The following is a 22,519-nucleotide window of genomic DNA, read 5'->3' on the forward strand; positions in this document are numbered from 1 at the left end:
AGGAAAGTATCCATATTTTTTGTCCACTGGCTGCCATTTTTTCCTGATAGGTAATTCCGCTCCAGTCGATGGTATAACCTTTGGGCGCCAGAACTTCATCTGCTATTTCTTGCAGAGCCTCCAAAGCCTGTCCGGAGCTATGGCTTGGTGCTGCATTCCCCAGTACGAGCGCGGAGTTGAATCCATTGAAATGGGTAACCGGATCCGGGCCGCTGTTGAACTCAGCTGTTACCACAGAATCAAGCGGGATCATTGTACTGGTCGTTCCTGATTGGGCACGGACATAGATATCGCTGATATTGCTCGGGCTGGACCGATACTCAGGCGGTGCTTCGGTTTGTACCCGGTAGACACGACCAAACTTGATAAAGTCATTCACATACAAATTGCCAAAATAAGCCTGCATCGTATCGAAGACATCGGATATGGGCACTCCTAAGGCTTTGGCACGTTCGCGATCTACATGAGCATATAGTCTAGGGGCGCTGACGCGGAAATTGGTACCGGCAATTCCTATAGCCGGATGTTCCATGGCCTTGGCTACAAATGCCTGTGCGGTCTCGGCAAATTCTGAAAAATCTCCTCCGCTTGGATCCTGTAATTGGATTGAAAAGCCACCCGTTGCGCCCAGGCCGCGGATTGAGGGGGCATTAAAGGCAAGCACTAGAGCTTCAGGGATTTTTGCAAATTCACCAAAGGCATTGGCGATCAGGCTTTGAACCTGCTCATCGGTATTTTTGCGTTTATCCCAGTGATGCAACGGCACGAACATCGTGGCGTGATTCGGACCACGACTGCTGAAGACAAAATTCATGCCTGCCATTGCGTCAGTCGAATGAACAGCTGGAATGGACAGAAAATAATTCTCTATTTTTTCCAGAACCTTTTGGGTGCGGGAAATGGAAGCACCATCTGGAAGTTGGACGATTGTAATAAAATAGCCCTGATCCTCTTCCGGAAGAAAGCCTCCTGGCACTGTTTTGAATAAACCGGCGGCAAAAAATATTACTATTAAAAAAACGAAGATCGATAGCACTGATCTTTTTATGAGTGTACCGGCTACGCTGACGTAGCGAGTTTGTGCCCAGTCAAATGTTTGGTTGAAAATTTTCCATAGTCTATTAGGAGAATCATGGCCGGGTTTGAGTACGAGGGCACATAACGCAGGGCTGAGTGTCAAGGCAACGAATCCGGAAATCATGACTGACAATGCAATGGTTACGGCAAATTGTTTGTACAATTCACCGGTAATGCCTCCCAGAAATGCGACGGGCAAAAATACCGAAGCAAGTACCAGAATAATGGCGATCAGTGCTCCGAATAATTCCTGCATGGCTTTTATTGCGGCATTTTTGGGCGTGAGGCCATTGGCTATATGGCGCTCGACGTTTTCTACTACGACAATCGCATCATCCACCACAATACCAATGGAAAGCACCATGCCAAACAGAGTAAGTGTGTTGACCGAGAACCCCAGCGCTTCCATTCCTATAAATGTGCCAATGAGGGAAATGGGCGCAGCGATAGCCGGTATCAGCGTGGCACGCCAGCTTTGTAGAAAGACAAAAACAACCAGTACCACCAGCAACAAGGCTTCTGCCAGGGTTTTTACAACCTCGTGGATAGAAACTTCAATAAATGTAGTGGTATCGTAAGGAACATCATAAGATGCGCCGGCCGGAAAATCTTTAGCAAGCTTGTCCATTTCATTACGGATACGCTGTGCTGTTTCAAGTGCATTGGCGCCGGGTGAAAGATAAGTCAGCAAAAAAGTATTGGGTCGTCCGTTCCAGCGTGCCTGCAGATCATAAGATTGCGCACCCAGCTCTACTTTTGAGACATCTTTTAGCCGTACCATAGAACCATCCGGATAGGCTCGGATGATCATTTCTTCAAATTCTTTTACCTCACTCATCCGTCCTTTAGTCATAACGGGAATGGTAAGCTCGGTTTCATTGATCATGGGTTCACGGCCGATACGCCCGGCAGGAAAATCCCGATTCTGCTCACGAACGGCAGCGACGATATCACTCGGTGTGAGATTGAGTTGCGCCATCCGGACGGGATCAAGAATTAGCCGCATGGAATAATTCTGACCGCCAAAGATTGAAGCATCCCCAACACCGGGAAGTCGTTTTATATTATCGAGTACCCTGAGCAGGGCATAATTCGACAGGAATATAGTGTCGTGGGCGGGATCGGTAGAACTCAGTGCAACGACTAACAATAGATCGGGGGAGGTTTTCTTGACCGTTATGCCTTGTCGGATAACTTCATCGGGCAGTTGTGGTTCGGCTAGTTTCTGTCGGTTTTGAGTTTGTACTTGTGCGATATCGATATCTGTTCCGATTTCGAACGTGAGCCTCATGGTCATGTGCCCGTCGTTCGTACTGCTGGATTCGTAGTACAGAAGATTATCGATACCGGGAAGTTGTACTTCTATCGGGCGTGCAATTGCTTCTGCCACCACTTCTGCACTGGCACCCGGATAATCAGCGTCAATTTGTACTACAGGTGGAGTAATTTCGGGAAACTGAGCAATCGGGAGATTTTTCAGTGAAACCAGACCAACGATGACGATGATGATGGATAGTACCGATGCAAAAATCGGTCGTTCAATGAAAAAACGGGAACTCATGGCACGCCTTATGCGGTTTATTCTTGATGGTTAGTCAGGGAAATCTGGCTTTCTTTTTCCTGGAAGGGAACGGTCGTTACCGGAGCTCCCGGCTGAACGCGGTGTACCCCTTCCACGACAACTTGTTCTCCGGCACGCAGACCACTCTCGATCAGCCATTCGCTGCCGTGCCATGCGCTGGCCTGCACCGGCCGGAGCTCGGCTTTTCCTTCGCTGATGACATAAACGAATGAGCCGGTCGGCCGTTGTTGCACGGCACGCTGAGGGACTAGAACAACTTCTGTTCTGTTGTAACCTTTGATGCGAACTTTGACGAACTGACCAGGATAGAAATAAGACTGACCAGGGGCATTTTTCCCGGATGGATTAGGGAATGCGAAGCGTCCTTGCAAGGTGCCGGTTTCAGGCCGGATCGCGATATCCTCGAAATCCAGGATTCCTTCTTCCGGATAGACGCTACCATCGGAGAAAGTCATCACTCCGCGCAATTTAAAAATACTGTCGGGTTTCTCAAGCCTGTGCTCAGCAATTTCGCGGCGGCGACGCAGCAGATAGCTTTCCGGAACACTTACATTCACATACATGGGATCCAGTTGATCGATGATAGTCAGCAGGCTGGCCTGTGCTTCAACGAGACGGCCTTCATAAAACTGACTGCGACTGATCCGGCCATCCACCGGTGCAGTAATGAGTGTGTTATCCAGGTCAAATTTAGCTTTGACCATCACGTTCTGTGCCGCTTCCAGTGCTGCCCTTGCACTGCGTATTTCTACCACGGCGTCATCGACCTCTTTTTTGCTGACTGCTTTCTGCTTGAGCAGTGGCTGTACGCGGGCCAGATCCTTGTTAGCCTGATCGAGCCGTGCCCGTGCCTGAGCCACTAGCGCCCTGCTGTTTTTGTAGGCGGCGTTAAAGGGTATCGGGTCGATGAGGTATAGTTTGTCACCTTTTTTGACGTTCCGGCCTTCCATGAAAAATATCTTTTTGATGATTCCATTTACTTGTGGACGGATTTCAACCGGCCGGAAAGATTCGGTCTGTCCGATAAATTCAGGCTCATCCGCAATCGTGCGGGTAGTGGCAGTGATTACCTGAACCTCGGGCACCGGGGGTTGTGAATCAGTAGATGATTGCATCGAGCAGCCAGCCAGGAAAGTAATGAGCAGGACTCCCGTTCTGATGCCTGTTATGGTATGGCCAGTTTGCATGAGTGATTGACGAAGCGTTTGATACATGACGTTATTCCCGGTAATTCGGTAATGAAAGTAATCAAAAATATCTTATGGTTGATGGAACCGGTCTGCCAGCAACGGTGCACCGGATATATCATTTATTTTAGTCATGGTGTAGCAGGCCAGTGGATATTGGCAGAGGAGTATTGGCGCCTTCGGCCAGCCAGCCACCCCCCAGCGCCTTGTAAAGCTGGACGATGGAAACCAGATGAAGACGACGTGTAGCGGTGAGAGCGGATTCGGCATCAAATAATGTGCGTTTTGCAAGCAGTACATCGACGTAACTGGTAATTCCACTCTCGTAACGCAGTTCTGCTGTTTGTAAAGCCGAAGTCAGCGCTTCTACCTGTAGCTGCTGGGCCTGGTACTGTTCACGTGCTGTCCGGATGGCAGCAAGTGAATCTTCAACTTCCTTGAATGCTACCAGGATAGTCTGTTCATATTTTGCCAGCGCCTGTCTTGCCTGTGCTTCTGCCGCCCGTTGCTCAAAACCGAGAGATTGGGAATTCAGCAGTGGTGCTGCCAGCCCGAATCCACCGACGCCAAATTCGCTGCCGGAATCCAACAGACCAGATAATGCCGGGCTGGACAGCCCCAGAAAGCCGGTGAGTGATATCCTTGGAAACCGTGCTGCTTTAGCCGCTCCGATCCGGGCAGTAGCTGCTTTCAATGTCTGCTCCGCCTGCAGAATATCGGGGCGTCGCTGTAACAGTTCGGAAGGTAGGCCGGCAGGTACTTCGGGTGGTATAAGTTGCTCATTTAGTGATTGCTTCCGCAAGACTGAAGTAGGATTTTTTCCCGTCAGCACACTGAGTTCGTTTTCTTTTTGAATGATTTGTCGCTCTAATTCAGCCACTTGAGCAGCAGCTCGGGCACGTTCAGCTTCGAACTGATCCAGATCAAGACGGGAAATCAGCCCTCCTTGTAATTGTGCTCTGGAGATTGCAATGGATTCATCCCATGAGGATAGTGCATGGTGGGCTATATCCAGCTGCATATCGAACTGTAAGAGATCGAAGTAGGATTGTGCGACTGAGCTTACCAGTGTCAGAACAACCGCACGACGATTCTCTTCCTGGGCCAGCAGATCAGCCCGGGCAGCTTCATTTGCACGGCGGAGCCTGCCCCAGATATCCAGCTCCCAGTTCAGGATGGTCTGTCCGAAGTAATTATAAGGTGTCGGAAATCCGGGGCGGCTGAATCCACCCATGGTACCAAGCGCCGGTGCGTTACCTTCGATATTCACGTTAGGAATGAAATCCATATTGGAAATACGCAAGCGAGCCTGAAGTTCCTCAACACTGGCTGCTGCCTGTTTGAGATCCTTATTTCCCTGCAGAGCCTGGTCGATCAGCAATTGCAGCTTTTCATCCTTGAGTAGCTCCCACCAGCGGAGATTGGCGATGGACCGCCCTTCTGTTGGTGTCAGACGGTAATTTTGCGCAACATCGATCTGAGGACGTGAATAATCCGGCCCCATGGCGCAAGAAGTTACCAGCAGACTTGAACATAGCAACAGCAGCAGAAGAGATTGACGGTGTTCTGGCTTAGTCGCCAGGAATGTTCGGTATCTGGAATCAGAGGCTTCAGTCGGACGGGTAAATACAGATGCGACCATTGCAAATAACTGGTCAGAAAATTTCAAATACAGCGACATACCACTCCTTTTTTAGCCTTGGAGATATAAAGTCCAGTTTGTATCATTTATATTTTCTGCATGTACTTTGCAGTAGATTCAGGCGGTTTTACAGGGCGGGGGAGGACCATGAAAACATGGTCAGTGCCTTACGTAGACCGCAAACATGCAGATAAGTTCGTTGCAAGGTAATTCTTTTCTCTCCCGTAACACGGCCGGGGTAAACCAGCTTTCTCTGAGAAGCTGGTTACCCTAAATCAATCTCGATAGAATTGAAGAAATTAGGCTGGAAGTGTTCTAAAATCAGAATCCGTAACCAATATTGAACAGGTAACGGGTATCAAATTTTTCCTTGCCAGGTGCAGGTTTACTGAAATAATCCACCTGAACCTCATTGACGAACTGAAATCCATACCAGAGCGGTACACGAAAACCAGTGCGAGTACGGATAAAAAGGTCACTGGCCGCAAGTCCTTCGTGCGTATGGAAAAGCTGTACAGCCCGGTTCCAGATCCATTGATCATAACGAGTAGACCAACGACCGGCCACATTGCTTCTGTCTTTTATCCGATTGCATGCAGCAGGGTCAACTGTAAGTTTCTTTTCACACTGATAGGGATAATCGTAAAAATCGACGTTTACATAATCAGGGCCTGCTTCAAATGATAGATTGAGATCGCCTGTTGCGAAAATCTGATAACCAGCACCAATACCAAATGCAGATCGCAATTTGATATCCTGAAGACGGTCATTGGTAAACAAGCCGTGAGCATATCCATACCAGACATCGGTAAAGAAATGTGCATAATCTCCATAAAGCTGGAAATTACGGGCATTCAGCTCGGTTTCCTTTTGGCCATTTGAATCCCGTGACTTGCTGTCTGCGTAATTGAACTGTCCACCGAAAGAAACACGGTCGTCCCTTCCCCTGACAACGAGGTCGGTATTCAGGTTATAAGACTGCCGTTGTGTATTTCCGGAAAATATTGCACCACCTGCATTGACCTGACCGGAAAAGAATTTTTTATTGATTTCAGCAATTTCAGATAAAGGAATCGGTTCGGACTGGTAGACACCTTCTTTTTTGATCTTCAATGTATTATCCGGAGAAGTTTCGGTCATACCCGTCATTTCTTCCTTGTTTTTAAGGGTTAGTAATATGGGCTGAGTTGTACTGAAACTTTCGATTGCACTCCATTTAACAGATATTTTGTCCGAATATTCAGTTTTTATTTCAAGGGTATTACCAGTCTTGTTGATGATTGTTCCGGTAATCCTGTCACCATTTTTAAGCAATATTTCATCGGCCCTTGCCGTCAGCGTAAAACAAACCAGAAGTATAAACAGCAAAACTGACAATTTCTTTTCCATTATTTTCTCTTTAATGTTATTGCGGAATGTGAATATGATCAGAATGAATATGTGAATCGGACAACGGGACTTTATCAGGCAAAGCCAGCTTTCGAAAATTACAGTCCGTATGGGGGTTGTTTTTTGCTGGGATGGATTCATTTATCCCAATCAGCGGAACACCCTGAAGATGGGTTATTCCGATATAAGACATGAACCGAAACCGAGGTGAATACTGCTCGATGTTCACCGTATTTTCCAGCCTGGAGAAAATTTCTCCCGGAGATCATTTTCAGAATGGAACAAATGCAACTTCCGGGAGAGATCTGGAAATGACTCTGATTGCAGTTTATAAAAAAATGGTACCAGTTTATTTTTCAGCATTTCCCGAATGATCTGCAGTCGCTGCTATGTCGGCACTGGCTGCTTTCATGCTGAGCCGCAGTCGGCCTTTTTCATCTGCTTCCAGCACTTTGACACGAACGGTCTGTCCTTCCTTGAGATGATCAGCAACATTTTCGACACGTTCGTTGGCAATCTGTGAAATATGGAGTAACCCATCTTTTCCTGGCAAAACACTGACAATGGCACCGAAATCAAGCAATTTGAGTACGGTTCCTTCATAAATTTTTCCAACTTCGACATCTGCAGTGATATCTTCGATACGTTTTCTTGCTTGTTCTCCACCTTCGCTGCTGACACACGCAATCGTCACGGAACCATCATCGGAAATGTCGATAGTCGTCCCGGTTTCTTCGGTCAGGGCACGAATCACGGCCCCTCCTTTACCGATGACATCGCGAATCTTTTCCGGGTTGATTTTAAATTTGAGGATGCGTGGAGCATGGGCTGAAATATTTTCTCTTGCAATCGGAAGAGACTGTTTCATGATTTCCAGAATATGCAGGCGCCCTTCCTTTGCCTGGAGCAAAGCGACCTGCATGATTTCTTTCGTGATTCCCTGAATTTTTATATCCATTTGCAGGGCAGTGATGCCATGTTCGGTACCTGCTACCTTGAAATCCATATCACCCAAATGATCTTCATCACCGAGAATGTCAGTCAGCACGGCAAACCGGTTGCCTTCCTTGATCAATCCCATGGCGATGCCGGCTACATGCGCTTTTAGCGGAACGCCCGCATCCATGAGGGAAAGACATCCACCACAGACAGATGCCATTGAGCTGGAGCCGTTTGATTCAGTCACTTCCGAGACTACACGCATCGAATAACCGAACTCTTCTACCGGGGGTATCACTGCCAGCAAAGCACGCTTGGCCAGCCGCCCATGACCGATTTCACGCCGTTTGGGGGTTCCTATCCTTCCGGTTTCGCCTGTGGCAAAAGGAGGCATGTTGTAGTGAAGCATAAAACGTTCGGAATAATCTCCCTGCAGCGCATCGATTTTCTGTTCGTCACGTGTCGTTCCCAGTGTGGTAACCGCAAGCACTTGTGTTTCACCACGTGTGAACAGTGCAGAGCCATGGGTACGTGGTAACACGCCATGGCGAATGGTGATTGGCCGGACGGTGCGGGTGCCGCGACCATCGATCCGGGATTCTCCATCAAGAATACTGTTGCGTACTATTCTGGCTTCAAGTGAAAAACCAATCTCTCTGACTGCTTGTTCAGCAGGACCTTCTTCAGTACCTGTCTTCAATTCGGTGAAGACGCGCTGCCAGATTTCATTGATTGCTTCGGTCCTGGTGGATTTTTGTTTCAGCCGGAATGCATTGCGCAGATCAGCTTCGGCCAGTTGGGTAACTTTTTCGACCAGTGATAAATCTTTTTCTGCCGGTTGCCAGTCCCAGGCAGTTACACCTGCTTCATCAGCCAGTTCATTGATCATATCGATTATTTGCTGCATCTGATCATGCCCGTATGTCACGGCACCGAGCATGACCTCTTCAGAAAGCTCATCTGCTTCTGATTCAACCATCAGCACCGCTTTCTGCGTGCCGGCCACCACGAGATTGAGTTGAGATTCCTTGAGCTGGGTAGTGGTCGGATTGAGAATATATTCATTATTGATATAACCCACCCGTGCTGCACCGATTGGGCCATCGAAAGGGATGCCCGAGAGTATGAGTGCTGCTGAGGTACCGATCATTGCGGGAATATCGGCATCGATTTCAGTATCGGATGACAACACCATGGCAACGATTTGCACCTCGTTGTAAAAACCATCAGGAAAAAGCGGGCGTATCGGTCGATCGATCAGCCGGGAGGTCAGTGTTTCTTTTTCGGAAGGGCGACCTTCACGTTTGAAAAAGCTTCCCGGAATACGGCCAGCAGAATAAAACTTTTCCAGATAGTCTACGGTGAGTGGAAAGAAATCCTGTCCGGGTCTGGTTTTTTTATCGCCTACTGCAGTTACCAGTACAACCGTCTCATCCATGGACACAATGACAGAACCATGCGCCTGCTTGGCAATTTCTCCGGTTTCAATAGTGAGTGTATGGCGTCCGTAGGTTATACTTTTTTTTATTGGCTTCAATTAATAATCCTTCTCTAGTCAATTTATGCCCAAGATGACTATATCTGCAAACTCGCATTTAACTGCGGGCAACCGAGGTCGTTTAGTTTCGCGTGAAGAGGTTCAACCGGGTATGTTATTTCCTCGCAGTCGTCTGCGATGATTCGTGGAAGGGGTACGGTATACGTATACACTCCCCCATGGTGTAAGTCCTATTTTCTCAAACCAAGTCGCTCGATCAGGGTGCGATAGCCGTCGTTATTTTTTGATTTCAGATAGTCGAGCAGTTTGCGTCGGCGGCTGACCATGCGCAGCAAGCCACGACGGGAGTGATGATCCTTGACATGTTCCTTGAAATGATTAACCAGACTGTTGATTCGTGTTGTCAGAAGGGCTACCTGCACCTCTGGTGAGCCGGTATCTCCTGCGGCTCTTTGATAATCCCGTACGACCTGATTTTTTTGATCGGTTGTTACCGCCATTATGTTCTCCTGCTCGAAAATTGATCCATATACCTAACTGGCCGGTAATTTTACTCTTTAATAAAAGGCTTGCCAAATCAAATCAAGGTATTGGGACGGAACCGATTCATCTTTTGCTGATTGCCTGATTATTCTCTTCATTGGACAATAGGTATGCGTGAATTAATACAAGTGTTTGGCCGGATATCGATTCAATTTGAGGCGGGTATTTTCGAGAGATCGTATCCGTAGCCTGCAATTTTCAATATACTCATCCTTTATTGTTTTCAGTATCAGGAAGCTGCCGGATGAGTCATTCGGCATATCTGCCTGGTTAGCATATCTCATGACCCAGATCTACTTCGATCATAATGCCACTACCAAAGTGGATGATGCAGTGCTGGATAGGATGTTGCCCTATTTTCGTGAATATTATGGCAATGCATCCAGCGGCCATTCTCTTGGGCTGGCAGCTCATCGGGCAATCGATCGTGCACGTGAACAGGTGGCTCAGGCCGTGGGCGTTCAGCCTGCACAGGTTATTTTTACCAGTGGCGGTTCAGAGGCGAACAATCTGTTTATTCGTGGAGTGTCGGATAGTCTGAAGCCTTCTGCGCTGGCTGTCAGTACGATCGAGCATCCTTGCATCATGCGTCCTGCACGAGGACTGACAAGGAGAAATGGTGAAAAATGGCAACTGCATTATCTGGCGGTGGATGCTGCAGGACGGGTCAAGGTAAATGATGCTGCTGATGTGCTTGCTGCAGCCAGGCCTGCCATGGTTTCAATGATGTTGGCGAATAACGAAACCGGCGTGATTCAGGAGGTTGCTCCGGTTGCCGAAGTTGCAAGAGCACAGGGGGCCTGGATGCATACGGATGCTGTGCAGGCATTTGGTAAAATTCCGGTGAATTTTACTGAACTTGGTGTACATGCCCTGACGTTGTCTGCACACAAAGTTTATGGACCCAAGGGTGCGGCAGCACTGATCATTGATCCACGTTTGCCGGTCAGGCCCATAATCGATGGCGGAGGGCATGAGAACGGTTTGCGCTCCGGCACTGAGAATGTTCCGGCCATCGTCGGATTTGGTGCTGCCTGTGAGCTCGCCATGTCGAGAATGGCAGAATTGTCAGTAAAAACAGCAATGTTACGTGATCGACTTGAGCATGGTCTGCTGGCAATGGGTGCTACGGTATTCGGATTGGATGCTCCCCGTTTGCCCAATACCTGCTATTTTGCGTTGCCGGATATCGAGGGAGATACACTGGTGGTTCGTCTGGATAAAAAGGGGTTTGCAGTGGCCAGCGGAGCAGCCTGTTCCAGCGCAACGCCGGGGAAAAGTCATGTGCTGGAAGCGATGAATGTGTCACCTGTTCTGGCGAGGTGTGCGGTGCGTGTAAGCCTGGGGGTGGATAATACAATGGCGGAGGTCGATTCTTTTCTTGCAGCAGTGAAGCATATCACTGACGAATTGAAGAATATGAGCGCGTTATTCAACGTATGAACATAAAAGGAAACCGTAATTGAATGATTCGGGTATGAAAATGATTGAACAGGGGGATGATTTTCCCGCCAGGGCAATCATTCTGAGTGCAGGGCAGGGCAGACGGCTGTTACCCCTGACCGAAAATACACCCAAATGCCTGTTGCCAGTAGCAGGTAAACCGGTCATCGCCTGGCAGATCGATGCATTACTGGCCAACGGCATCGGGGAGATCGTGATTGTGGCCGGTTTCCAGATCGGTAAGGTGGAGGCGTTGATTGCCGAGCGCTACCATGATCAAGCAAATATCCGTATTCTGTTCAACCCTTTTTATGAGGTGGCGGATAATCTGGCCAGTTGCTGGATTGCGCGTAACGAAATGCAGGCCGGTTTTCTGTTGCTCAACGGAGATACATTGCTGGGAGATGATCTGCTGCCAGGCTTGTTACACACACAAACAGCGCCGATCAACCTGTGCATCGACTTCAAAGCAGAATTCGATCAGGACGATATGAAAGTGCAGCTCGGCCCGCAAAATCAGGTCAGACAGGTCAGTAAAAAATTGTCTGCCGGGGAAACGGATGCAGAATCGATTGGCCTGATTCGTTTCAGCGAGGAAGGTGCCCGACTTTTTCGTGAAGCAGTGGAGCAGGGATTGCGTGAACCGGAAAAACTTGGATCGTGGTATTTGGCGATCATCAGTGCGCTGGCCGGGCAGGGTATGGTAAACGGTTACTCTGTTGCCGGGAGCCGCTGGTGTGAAATCGACTTTATCCAGGATTTGCAGAAAGCGGAAAAACATTTTGCCTGCAAGGAAACAGATGCTGCAGGTCAACCCCGGTCTGATCAGTTGTTACGCGTACCTGGCTGATCTGGAGAAAAAACGATGAGTGTGGAGATATTCAATGGCACCATGCAGAAATTTGGTGCTCCTGATACGGTTATCTGCCAGTTTCGGTGCTGGAGCGTATTGCTGCGTCCGGCGCAGCTTACCTTGGGTGCTTTGATCCTGGTCGCGCATGAACCGGTGCAAAGTTTTTCTGCATTGAGCAGCGCCAGTTTTGCAGAATTGCAGATTGTGACCGACAAGATCGACACTGCTTTAAAGAAAGCTTTTCAGTACGATAAGTTGAATTATCTGATGCTGATGATGGTCGACCCCGATGTCCATTTTCATGTCATTCCCCGTTATGCACAGGCCAGAGAGTTTGCCGGAAAAACCTTTCTTGATGCCGGCTGGCCGGGTGTACCCGATTTCAGCAGAATCAACGAGATAGATAAAGAAATGAATCAGCAGATCATCGAGCATCTGATTTCCTGCTGGGAATGTTACTGAAAAAATGTATCACCATGGCTGATAATACAACCCAAGCCAATTTCCCTCTGTACGAAGCACGTGCACTGGTGCGTGATCTGATGACTCCTGACCCCAGAATTTACTGGCTGGATTTTCTGTTTCATATCGTACTGGGCTGGACAGCTTTTGCTGTCACCCTTCATACATCCTGGCTTTCCATCTGGCAGATACTTTCTTATTGCGTAGCCGTATTTGCCTTTTATCGTGCCGCGATTTTCATTCATGAACTTGCCCATCTCGAACGTGGAACATTCAAATTGTTCCGGCTGGTATGGAATCTGACTTGTGGCATTCCCTTCATGATTCCGTCTTTCACCTATGATGGTGTCCATTATGATCATCATAAACCCGGGATTTATGGTACCGGCAAGGATGGAGAATATCTTCCCTTTGCCACACAGCATCCATCAGGGTTGGTAGGGTATGTGCTACTTTCGCTCATTCTACCGCTGCTGCTGGTGGTGCGGTTTTTATTGCTGACGCCGATTTCGTATCTGATTCCACCGTTGCGGAAAATCGTTTGGGAACGGGCTTCCTCGCTGACAATCAACCCTGCTTATATTCGCCAGGCGGATGCTGTTCGTAATGATCATTATTGGCGGATACAGGAATGGGCGACGTTTTTATTTGCAGCAATTGTCATAAGTAGTGTGATGCTGGGAAAGTTGCCCTGGCAGGTATTGTTGCTCTGGTACGCCATTGCTGCCGCTATTTTCATTATGAACTCATTGCGTACTCTGGCTGCGCATGCTTATCGTCATGAAGGTGAGCGCAGTCTTACCCTGGTCGAGCAATATCTTGATTCCGTTAATATTCCCGGTAATTTTCTGACTGCATTATGGGCACCTGTCGGGTTGCGTTACCACGCTACGCATCATCTTTTCATGAGTCTGCCGTATCATAATCTTGGTAAGGCGCATAGACGGCTTGTGCAGGAATTGGGCGGGAATGATCTGATCGTGCAAACAGGCCGGAATGGATTGGGACATGCGCTGAAGCAAATCTGGCAGGAATCTGCTGCAGCGGCAGCAAATAAAAATAACACACGGAGCTGATATTTATCGTCATATCTTCCCTGCTTCAGAAAGGCTGCAACCGTTTGTGAACGAAACGCAGGAGCCAATCCGGCTGGTATTACTTCGCCATGGGCAAAGCATCTGGAATCAGGATAGGCATTTTACGGGTTGGGGTGATATCGTACTTAGCCCGCAGGGTGAGCAGGAAGCCCTGAGAGCGGGCCATCTGCTCAAGCAGGCAGGTTTTACTTTTGATGCCTGTTTTTGTTCAGAATTGAAGCGCGCCAATGACACACTCGCGCTGGTGCAATCAGTCATGGGTGTGAATCATCTCCCGACATACCGATCCTGGCGGCTGAATGAACGTCATTATGGTGCACTGGAAGGGATGCGCCCTTGGGCTGCTATCCGGAAATTCGGTATCTGGTCGACAATGAAAAGCCAGATCCGTTTTAGTGCAGCACCTCCGCTGCTGATGCCGGATGATCCGCGTGCGCCGGTAAACCAGCAACGTTATGCGGCTGTCGATCGTACTCAACTTCCCTTGGCAGAAAGTATGCAGCAGACACTGGAGCGAGTGCGGCCACTCTGGCAGGAAACTATTCTTCCTGAAATCAGGCAGGGGAAACGCTTGCTGATCGTCTCACATCAGAATCTTTTAAAAACACTGGTTATGCAGCTTGAAGGGCTGACAGGCGCACAGATCATGCGCCTGTCGATTACAACGGGTCATCCGCTTTGTTATGAGCTCGATCACTCACTTGTACCGGTGAAGCGCTACTATTTGTAAGCTTGACTGAGGCTCCCAAAGTATTTCCTGAGCGGAAAAGTGATTACCTGTCGTCCCGGTTGGTTTGGCCGGTAATGCCGGATAACACCCCGGTGGAAATCTTGTACAAAAGATCTGCGGTCGTTTGGGTGAGCTTCACACCTGCCTCGAATTGCGCGCGGCCGGTTGAAGCTATTTGATGGGCAAAAACGGCCAGTGTATCCTTGAGCTGCATTCCTACTGCGGTACCGTTGTGTTGTGCATGGGACAACATATCCTGTAATGTTTCGGCAATCAGACCCTGCGCAGCAGTAGCTGTATGCTTCAGCGTATCCAGAAATATGCTTTCCAGATCTTTGAGATCTGCCTGAGCTTTGGCCAGTTCGCTGTCAGAGAACTGTTTTGCCTTGCTGGATGCTTCTTCCAGAGCCAGTTTGGATGCACCGGCCAGTTGGGCAAAAGCGGTATCCAGTCCGGCAACCGCCTGGGTGATTTGTGACTGGGCAGCGTGAGATTGCTCGGCAGCATGTGTCATTTCTTGCTGGACGCCTTCTTGTGTACCCTTCATGACAGCAGTTGCTATCTGCTTCAGAGATTCAATATCCAGACCATTGGAATGCATTGCCTGGAGCGTGAGATTTCTGACGGCATTCTCAATATCACCACCATGTGCAATTGCCTCCCTGACTTCTTCCGTGAGCCGGGCAACATCCTTTTCCGGCTGAACCGTACTGTGATTATCGTTTTGCATCAGAATCCTCCTCTTATAGAGTTAATACAGGCGAATACGATGTGCATTATAGGCTGATACGCTCAATGCCACCCATATAAGCCTGCAAAATCTTCGGAATGGTAATACTGCCATCTTCATTTTGATAATTTTCCAGAATGGCCACCAGTGTCCGTCCGACTGCCAATCCGGAGCCGTTGAGCGTATGCAGCAGTTCGGGTTTTTCTTGCCCCTTACGGAAGCGTGCCTGCATGCGCCGCGCCTGGAATGCTTCACAATTACTGCATGACGAGATTTCGCGGTAGGCTTGCTGTGCAGGCAGCCATACTTCGATGTCGTAAGTCTTGGCAGCAGAGAATCCCATGTCACCCGTACACAGCAACATGACACGGTAAGGTAGTTCCAGCTTCTGGAGAATCTTTTCAGCATGACCTACCAGTGACTCCAGCGCTTCATGGGATTTTTCCGGATGAGTGATTTGTACGAGTTCGACTTTATCGAACTGGTGCTGGCGGATCAGTCCACGGGTATCTCGGCCGTAACTCCCAGCCTCGGAACGAAAACAGGGCGTATGCGCAACGAATTGAAACGGGAGGCTTTCAAGTGGAACGATCGTGTTTCGTACAATATTGGTAAGAGGAACTTCAGCCGTCGGGATAAGATGCAGACCCACTGGACCTGTTTTGTCCGGGTTGTCTGATTCATCCTGAGCGCCGGATCGAACAGCAAAAAGATCCTGTTCAAATTTTGGCAACTGTCCCGTACCACGCAAACAGTCCGCATTGACCAGATAGGGCACATAGATTTCGTTGTAACCATTTTCCTGGGTGTGTGTATCAAGCATCAATTGCACCAAGGCACGATGAAGTCGCGCCAATTCGCCTTTCAGCAGGCTGAAGCGTGCACCGCTCAGCTTTGCGGCTGTTTCAAAGTCGATCAGCTTGAGGTGTTCACCAATGGTGGCATGATCTCGTACCGGAAAATCAAACGTTTTCAGGGTCCCCCAACGCCGTATTTCCAGATTATCGTTCGCATCCTTGCCTGCCGGAACACTGTCGTGCGGCAGATTGGGAGTTTCCAGCAATAACTGCTGCAATCGGGTCTGAATGGCTTCGAGCTGATTTTCTGCCTGTTTGAGTTCATCGCCCACATTGGCTACTTCGGCCATGATCAGACTGACATCTTCACCTCGTTGCTTGGCGATTCCAATTTGTTTGGAGGCTGAATTACGTTTTGCCTGTAATGTCTGAGTCAGGGTTTGAACGGATTTTCGCTGACCTTCCAGAAATTCGAAATCCGCTACGGGAAAATCGTAGCCCCTTTGCGCAAGGCGGGTAATGATGTCTTGCAGGTTACTGCGTAATTGTTGGATATCTAACATGTGTAAACGGGCTCCACGAATCAACGACTGGCAGGTTGTCCCACCGGGTTGATAAAAGTGTCTGCTTATTCAGGAAAATCGTTCCGGGAGTTTCGATCAGCGAGTAATGCGATCGAGCAAAACAACAAATATTAGCACTGCAATAGTTTTTCTGGATTGAAAATAGAGATCTGCGAACTCTTCTGATCAGAACAGTATGCGTTAACAGGGTTAATCTTCAAAACTGCAGAGTGAAAACAGTTGATGACCTTGCTCCCGCAGTCGTCTGCTTCCACCGATATCGGGCAAATCGATCACGAAACAGCATTCAATTACTTCGCCACCTGCTTCCTGAACCAGCTTGATTGCAGCTTCCATCGTTCCACCTGTTGCAATCAGATCATCGATCAGTAATACGCGATCCCCTTTATTGATCGCATCCACGTGAATCTCGACCTTGTCGTAACCGTATTCCAACTGATAATCGCAACCGATGGTTTCGGCGGGTAATTTACCTTGTTTGCGGACGGGAACGAATCCGGCTCCCAGTACATACGCGACCGGTGCAGCAATGATGAATCCACGTGATTCAATGCCGACGACTTTGTTAATCTTTTCTGCCTGATAGCGCTGGACGATTCCATCAATAGTGGTGCGTAGTCCGGTCGGATCTTTCAGGAGTGTGGTGATATCCCGGAACATGATGCCTTTATGAGGATAATGCGGGATAGTGCGAATACGTGATTTGATTGACATATAAAGAAGGGCGGCAAGCTGAATCGAGGTAGGATCAGTCAGGATGGTGCATGACTGGATTTGATCGGTTCAACCTGATTGCTTTGTCAGACGTTGTCAGGGACGGTGATAAAGGCCAATCAGTTCAGTCTGAGCAATGATGTGCCCTTGCATGGCCTTTTCCAGAATCGCTTTGGTTGGCTGGTTCAAATCGGGCAACAGAGTGTCCAGTGCATACAGCTTATGAAAATAGCGATGGGTTCCAATGGGTGGGCAGGGTCCACCATAGCCGGTTCGTTCCCAGTCATTTACGCCTTCGAGCGTACCTGAAGGTAATTCGGCAACGGTTACTTGTTCCGGTAATTTGCGAGCGGCAGGCGGGATATTGTAAAGAATCCAGTGTACCCATATTCTCTTGGGTGCTTGCGGATCAGGCGCATCCGGATCATCGACGATCAGTACCAGACTTTTGGTGTGTTCCGGTATACCGGTCCAGGCGAGTTCCGGTGAAAAATCTTTGCCATCACAGGTATGGCACACCGGTATGAAACCCTGGTGAGAAAAAGATGGGGATGTCAAACTGAAGGTCATAATTCTTGCTATAAAACTGGCATCAACATACGTTTTATCGTGCGGCTGATGCCACTATTTTTTAAAATATCAGGCGAATGAAGCATGCACGCTGATCTACTGACCATTATTGCATGCTTCGATACAGCCGGATTGATGTGTTAAGCATTTGCAGCTTTTTTCGAGCGCATGAAAATGAAAGTACCTACCCCGGCTACGACAGCAAGTAAAATTATTTCCAGCATGCCAAAATTGGATCCGTGGTCGTGACCACCACCACCTCCGACATGTACCGGGATTTTAACTGCAGTTTTGACCTTGCCTGCACTGTCTTCTGTCTCGAGCTGAACCGTATATTGCCCGAGGTGTTCCAGGTTGGTGGCAACGACGATAATGCCGGACGAATACTTCTCGGCAGGCATGTACAGTACTTCATGCGCTCCGTGATCGCTGTTTTCATGCCCCTCCATCAGGACTCTTACAGCAATGGGAACTTCGCGTGTCTGAGAGTCGGAAAGTTCGACTGTCATGTTGATTTTGCCGGCATCAGGAATGTGATTGCAGTATGAGTGCATGGGAGGGATATTCCCTTCAGGAACCTCATAAACACTGACCGTTACCGGGAAATCTCCCTCTTCAATTTTACATCCTCCAGCATCATGATGTCCCTCATGTGCAAGCATTAGCTGAGCTGATGCAGGTGCTGATAATAAAAATATTGATAATGCGAGGCATAACCCTGCAATGCCGCTATTTCGAAGAACCTTGTTCATATTCTCTCCATCTTATAATCTCGAGTTTCGACCTTATTCAAATATATTTCTTTTTCAGCTAGTTTATTGATTTTAGCCTGATTTGTCCTTATCAACGATTACATGAACCGCCGCTGGATTGTATAACAAAAAACGTGGCAAGCAATATAACGATGTATTTCCATGACAGGTTTGTTGCTTTCCTTCCTGCTGGTTTAGCCGGCCGTATTTTCCACTATGCCCGATTATGTACATTTTCCCGGCCCGAATTTGCTCCGGCAGGTTATTTGTCAATCATAATACTGCAGGATATCCAGTGGATACTTTTTCCCGGCGTGATAATCTTCGATACATTGCATGACCAGAGGTGTGCGATGCATTGCCTGCTTTGCACGAATTTCATCGATGCTGAACCAGGCTGCCCGTACGATACCGGTATCGAGTTTTCTTGCGGGATCAAAGGCAGTGACCCGACCTGAAAAAGTAAACCGCAGGAAAGTAATGCCATTTGAGGCAGAAGTCCAATGATAAATACCGGTTAATTCTTCAGGCTGAAAACTGTGGCCGGTTTCTTCCAGCACCTCCCGGCTGCACGCCTGGAGGATGGATTCGCCGGGCTCCAAGTGACCAGCCGGTTGGTTGAGCCGTATATCAGTGCTCTTGGAAGTTTCTTCCACCAGTAAATATTTACCATTCTGTTCAATGACAGCGGCAACCGTGACATTGGGCTTCCAGGTCATAAGATGGGTGCGTAAAGTAAATTGTTCAAAAAAACGGAAATCAGGATCGTATGAACCCGGATATCCATCAGAGATTTGCTTGTAATTTCAACTTGTAAATCCAGTTTACCCATATAACGATTACTTATGATTACTTTTATCCAGGAATTAAAAATGGCAAGTGAAACCGGACGTATGAGTGTATCAGTGACACCAGAAAAACAACAAAAATTGGATGCTAATGCAAGCAGCCTGGATCGTTCCCGGAATTGGCTGGTTAATCAGGCTATCGATCACTATCTGGAAATTTACGATTGGCGAACAAAAAAAATCCAAGAACGCCTGGATATGGCTTCGGGAAAAAATGTACAGTTCCATTCGAGTGATGAGGTTGATGCCATCATCAATAAATTTAAAACATGAGGGCTGTTGTATAGCTTAACGAAGCGCTGGAAGATTTAAAATCAATTGGCAATTTATTGCACAAGAAAGCGCCGATGTTGCTTATCACGTTTTAATCAGAATAAAAGCCGCTGCTGATAATTTATCGCGCCATCCCGAAATTGGTCGACCTGGTCGTGTTTCTGGTACGCGCGAGATAGTATTGCATGATCTTCCATACATTCTCGTCTATCAGGTAACCAGTAAGGATATTCGCATCCTGGTTGCCATACATACAGCCAGAAAATGGCCCCAAAATTTTAAACGTTCTCGCTAATATGTCGCACATGGAATTTATCCTGAAAATTGGGATAATGCGATTGAATCGTTTCCAGTAATGGCTGGAGAATAATCCAAGCGACGCGTTCGTACCTCACCGCATCTACCGCGCTTACCACTTGCTGCTGATCTGACACGAGATTTCTTCTCATGAATCCGTGCCAGATCAATAAATTATGTTGTTGGCAGATCTCAGTAATTGTACTGCATGCTCACCAGAAAATTACGCGGTGCACCATACCAGTTGAGCCTTTCACTAGTCCCGATAGTCTGATAGTATTTTTTATCAAAGACGTTGTTGACATTGAAGGTCGCAGACCAGTGCTTGTTAAGGCGGTATTGTGCAAACAGATCGACCAGTACATCGCGGGACTAAACACCTAGCTCGCTAAATTCAAACGGAATCAGAGGGCCATCGAATTGTTCAGTATCCCGGCTGTACGTTCTTGCCGATCCCTTCTGATAATTCGAACTTTGCGCGGTGAGGCCACCGCCCAGTTTCAGGCCACTCAATATGTCTCTCAGCTCATAACTCGACCATAATTTGAATAGATGCTTCGGTGTAATAGTACTGTAGCGGCCGCTGTCTGCTTTATTCTGATTGTCGTTGAATGTGTAGCCAGCCTGAATCTGCCAACCCGACACGATCTCGCCACTGATCTCAATGTCCACACCTCGGCTGGTGATGCGGCCATCCTCTAGATAACAGCAGCTGCTGCCCAGATCGCCAAAAAAGGGTGGATTATCCGGATCCGACACCGCCTGACCATTGCGCTTGATAGAAAAGAAAGCAAGATTGGTATTTAGTCGTTCATTGAACAGACTGCCCTTGACGCCGATTTCATAAGTGCGTCCGGTGATAGGATCGAGCGGTGTACCAGGCCGAGGTCCTTTGAGACTGTTTGCCTGCGATTGGTAGGTTTCAGCGATGCTGCCATAGGTGGACCATTGCTTTGTAATATCATAAACCGCGCCCAGGAAAGGCGTAAAAATCATGTTATCTTCGTATTTTGTTAAAGATGTGGCCCTGACAGCACCCGTATTCTGGTCAAAATTATTAGAGACATTGCTATACTTATACCAGCTCAATCGTCCACCAAGAATCAATTTCAGAGGATCCGCGATTTGAGCCACGAGTGACCCATACACACCCTTTTGCAAGATTTCTGGATTGCCATCATTGCTAAGAATGTAGAGGTCGTTTGAAGCATAGTCGGACAAGTCAAATTCGAATATATTCGGAGAGGGACGGTTAAGATTATGAGTCCTAGCTATGAAGGGGGATTTTCGTCTGTTGATATTTGCACCCAAGGTCAGCTTGTGTTCGCGACCAAGCAGATGGAATGCTCCCTTCAGCACGGCATCGAGCGTTTGCTGTGTTTCGTTGTAATTGAAATCCTGATCATAACCTTCCGGACCTGTTAAGAGGATCGGATCGACCGGCCCGAACCATCCCAAATTCGTGCGACTATTCCTACTTTCTGCCCGTGATGCCTCAATGCCCAGGGTCCAATTTGTGCCAATCGCCTGATCAAGTCGGACGAACTGTTTATTGTTCTTCTTCAGCCAGCGGTCGTCTGGCCCACCGAAATAGAAGCTACGCCGCAGGCCGAGATCTTCTCCATTCGAATAGCGCGGCAAGCCCCAACTCATATATCCCCCTTGATCTTGGCGCATGACATCGGCGCCCACGGTGAGCAAGGTGCTATCGGTGACGTCTGCCTCAACGATGCCATAAAACAGATATTTATCGCTCTTACCATAATCATAGAAATATTTCCGATCCTCATAGACACCGACGAGGCGCCCGCGAATACGTCCTGTCATGATCGATCCACTAACATCCAGTTCACCGCGATAATTATTCCAGCTACCTGCATGGGCCAGCGCCTTCACCTGGAACTGCTTCGTTGGTTTCTTGCGCACTAGATTGATAGCGCCACCTGGTGCACCCGAAGTGCCGTAGAGTGCATCGGAGCCGCGCAGAACTTCAACATGATCGAACATGGCGAGATCCAGTTGTGATGTGTTGAGGCCGTCGTTGTACAGACCTGCGCCATACAATGGACTGTTACCTTCGATCTGATAATTCGTGATCTGGAAACCTCGCGAAAAGAAGGATGAAGTCATGGTAGTATCTTGTCGGACTGTAACGCCCGGTGTGTAAGCCAGCACATCATCTACTGTTTTCAGTTGCTGATCATCAATACGCTGGCGCGTCATCACCGTAACGGTTTGCGGCAATTCCCTGAGCGTTTGTCCCTTACCATAGGAGGATTGGCTGGTAGTGTAGGAGCCGGTGCCTTCGGTGGTAATCCCCCTGTCTGCCGCAGCTGCCACTACCATGACCGGCAAGGTTGTGGTGTTTCCACTTTCCACAGAAGAGGCAGAGACCACTTGCAGGGAATATACGCCGCCAGCGTTGCGTATAACCTGCAATCCCTGTCCGCGTAACAGCTGGGCAAATCCTTCTTGCACGGTAAAGCTGCCAGTCAGACCTTTCGTGGTTTTT

Annotated in this window: 20 protein-coding genes; 7 read left to right on the forward strand and 13 right to left on the reverse strand. The window is 48.3% G+C overall.

Translation table 11 applies throughout. The features are described 5' to 3' along the window. The 6 genes from ABUL11_RS07995 to rpsO all read right to left on the reverse strand — a co-directional run. Positions 1-2,638 (reverse strand): efflux RND transporter permease subunit (locus tag ABUL11_RS07995; RefSeq protein ID WP_350283338.1); only part of this gene is annotated, 2,638 nt, incomplete at its 3' end. A 17-nt stretch (positions 2,639-2,655) separates the two neighbouring features. Then, the gene (locus tag ABUL11_RS08000; RefSeq protein WP_350283339.1) at positions 2,656-3,873 is read right to left on the reverse strand and encodes an efflux RND transporter periplasmic adaptor subunit; all 1,218 of its coding nucleotides are present in this window, start codon (positions 3,871-3,873) and stop codon (positions 2,656-2,658) included. 100 nt (positions 3,874-3,973) lie between these two features. Beyond that, a complete protein-coding gene (locus tag ABUL11_RS08005) occupies positions 3,974-5,527 on the reverse strand; it encodes an efflux transporter outer membrane subunit (protein ID WP_350283340.1) in 1,554 nt (517 codons plus the stop codon). Positions 5,528-5,809: 282 nt separating this feature from the next. Continuing rightward, positions 5,810-6,877 carry a DUF481 domain-containing protein gene (locus tag ABUL11_RS08010; protein WP_350283341.1) on the reverse strand — a complete coding sequence of 356 codons (1,068 nt, stop codon included), beginning with the start codon at positions 6,875-6,877 and terminating at the stop codon, positions 5,810-5,812. Between the two features lie 349 nt (positions 6,878-7,226). Continuing rightward, a complete protein-coding gene (gene pnp / locus ABUL11_RS08015) occupies positions 7,227-9,353 on the reverse strand; it encodes a polyribonucleotide nucleotidyltransferase (protein ID WP_350283342.1) in 2,127 nt (708 codons plus the stop codon). A 191-nt stretch (positions 9,354-9,544) separates the two neighbouring features. Beyond that, positions 9,545-9,814 carry a 30S ribosomal protein S15 gene (gene rpsO / locus ABUL11_RS08020; RefSeq protein WP_347888479.1) on the reverse strand — a complete coding sequence of 90 codons (270 nt, stop codon included), beginning with the start codon at positions 9,812-9,814 and terminating at the stop codon, positions 9,545-9,547. Between the two features lie 325 nt (positions 9,815-10,139). Here rpsO and ABUL11_RS08025 point away from each other — a divergent pair, with 325 nt between their 5' ends. Genes ABUL11_RS08025 through ABUL11_RS08045 form a run of 5 tightly spaced genes read left to right on the forward strand, consistent with a single transcriptional unit; the run spans position 10,140 to position 14,442 of the window. After that, positions 10,140-11,300 carry a cysteine desulfurase family protein gene (locus ABUL11_RS08025; RefSeq protein WP_350283343.1) on the forward strand — a complete coding sequence of 387 codons (1,161 nt, stop codon included), beginning with the start codon at positions 10,140-10,142 and terminating at the stop codon, positions 11,298-11,300. A 19-nt stretch (positions 11,301-11,319) separates the two neighbouring features. Further along, a complete protein-coding gene (locus tag ABUL11_RS08030) occupies positions 11,320-12,150 on the forward strand; it encodes a phosphocholine cytidylyltransferase family protein (RefSeq protein WP_350283344.1) in 831 nt (276 codons plus the stop codon). Positions 12,151-12,165: 15 nt separating this feature from the next. Beyond that, positions 12,166-12,615 (forward strand): HIT domain-containing protein, encoded by a 450-nt coding sequence (locus ABUL11_RS08035; protein ID WP_350283345.1) that lies wholly within the window; start codon positions 12,166-12,168, stop codon positions 12,613-12,615. A gap of 14 nt (positions 12,616-12,629) precedes the next feature. Next, entirely contained in the window at positions 12,630-13,691 is a 1,062-nt protein-coding gene (locus ABUL11_RS08040) for a fatty acid desaturase family protein (RefSeq protein ID WP_350283346.1), read from the forward strand. Between the two features lie 46 nt (positions 13,692-13,737). Beyond that, positions 13,738-14,442: a 2,3-bisphosphoglycerate-dependent phosphoglycerate mutase gene (locus ABUL11_RS08045; protein ID WP_350283347.1), complete on the forward strand. Its 705-nt coding sequence runs from the start codon at positions 13,738-13,740 to the stop codon at positions 14,440-14,442. A 43-nt stretch (positions 14,443-14,485) separates the two neighbouring features. Here ABUL11_RS08045 and ABUL11_RS08050 read toward each other — a convergent pair whose 3' ends face one another. The 6 genes from ABUL11_RS08050 to ABUL11_RS08075 form a co-directional block, all read right to left on the reverse strand. After that, on the reverse strand, positions 14,486-15,172 hold the full coding sequence (locus tag ABUL11_RS08050; protein ID WP_350283348.1) for a DUF6781 family protein: 687 nt from the start codon (positions 15,170-15,172) through the stop codon (positions 14,486-14,488). A 46-nt stretch (positions 15,173-15,218) separates the two neighbouring features. Next, positions 15,219-16,532 (reverse strand): serine--tRNA ligase, encoded by a 1,314-nt coding sequence (gene serS, locus ABUL11_RS08055; protein WP_350283349.1) that lies wholly within the window; start codon positions 16,530-16,532, stop codon positions 15,219-15,221. A 210-nt stretch (positions 16,533-16,742) separates the two neighbouring features. Beyond that, a complete protein-coding gene (locus tag ABUL11_RS08060; protein WP_350283350.1) occupies positions 16,743-17,267 on the reverse strand; it encodes an adenine phosphoribosyltransferase in 525 nt (174 codons plus the stop codon). 96 nt (positions 17,268-17,363) lie between these two features. Next, the gene (locus tag ABUL11_RS08065; protein WP_350283351.1) at positions 17,364-17,837 is read right to left on the reverse strand and encodes a YbhB/YbcL family Raf kinase inhibitor-like protein; all 474 of its coding nucleotides are present in this window, start codon (positions 17,835-17,837) and stop codon (positions 17,364-17,366) included. 140 nt (positions 17,838-17,977) lie between these two features. Then, positions 17,978-18,589 carry a hypothetical protein gene (locus ABUL11_RS08070; protein WP_350283352.1) on the reverse strand — a complete coding sequence of 204 codons (612 nt, stop codon included), beginning with the start codon at positions 18,587-18,589 and terminating at the stop codon, positions 17,978-17,980. Positions 18,590-18,858: 269 nt separating this feature from the next. Beyond that, complete coding sequence (locus ABUL11_RS08075; RefSeq protein WP_350283353.1) at positions 18,859-19,308, reverse strand: NUDIX hydrolase; 450 nt, start codon at positions 19,306-19,308, stop codon at positions 18,859-18,861. 126 nt (positions 19,309-19,434) lie between these two features. On the opposite strand from ABUL11_RS08075, the gene ABUL11_RS08080 reads away from it, so the two are divergent. Next, positions 19,435-19,710: a CopG family ribbon-helix-helix protein gene (locus tag ABUL11_RS08080; protein ID WP_350283354.1), complete on the forward strand. Its 276-nt coding sequence runs from the start codon at positions 19,435-19,437 to the stop codon at positions 19,708-19,710. Positions 19,711-19,810: 100 nt separating this feature from the next. Then, positions 19,811-20,005 (forward strand): type II toxin-antitoxin system RelE/ParE family toxin, encoded by a 195-nt coding sequence (locus ABUL11_RS08085; protein WP_350283356.1) that lies wholly within the window; start codon positions 19,811-19,813, stop codon positions 20,003-20,005. A gap of 374 nt (positions 20,006-20,379) precedes the next feature. On the opposite strand, the gene ABUL11_RS08090 is transcribed toward ABUL11_RS08085, so the two are convergent. Further along, positions 20,380-22,519, reverse strand: a 2,140-nt coding sequence (locus ABUL11_RS08090) for a TonB-dependent siderophore receptor (RefSeq protein WP_350283355.1), incomplete at its 5' end; no start/stop codon positions are given.

The organism is Nitrosomonas sp. (assembly GCF_040256045.1).
GTDB lineage: Bacteria > Pseudomonadota > Gammaproteobacteria > Burkholderiales > Nitrosomonadaceae > Nitrosomonas.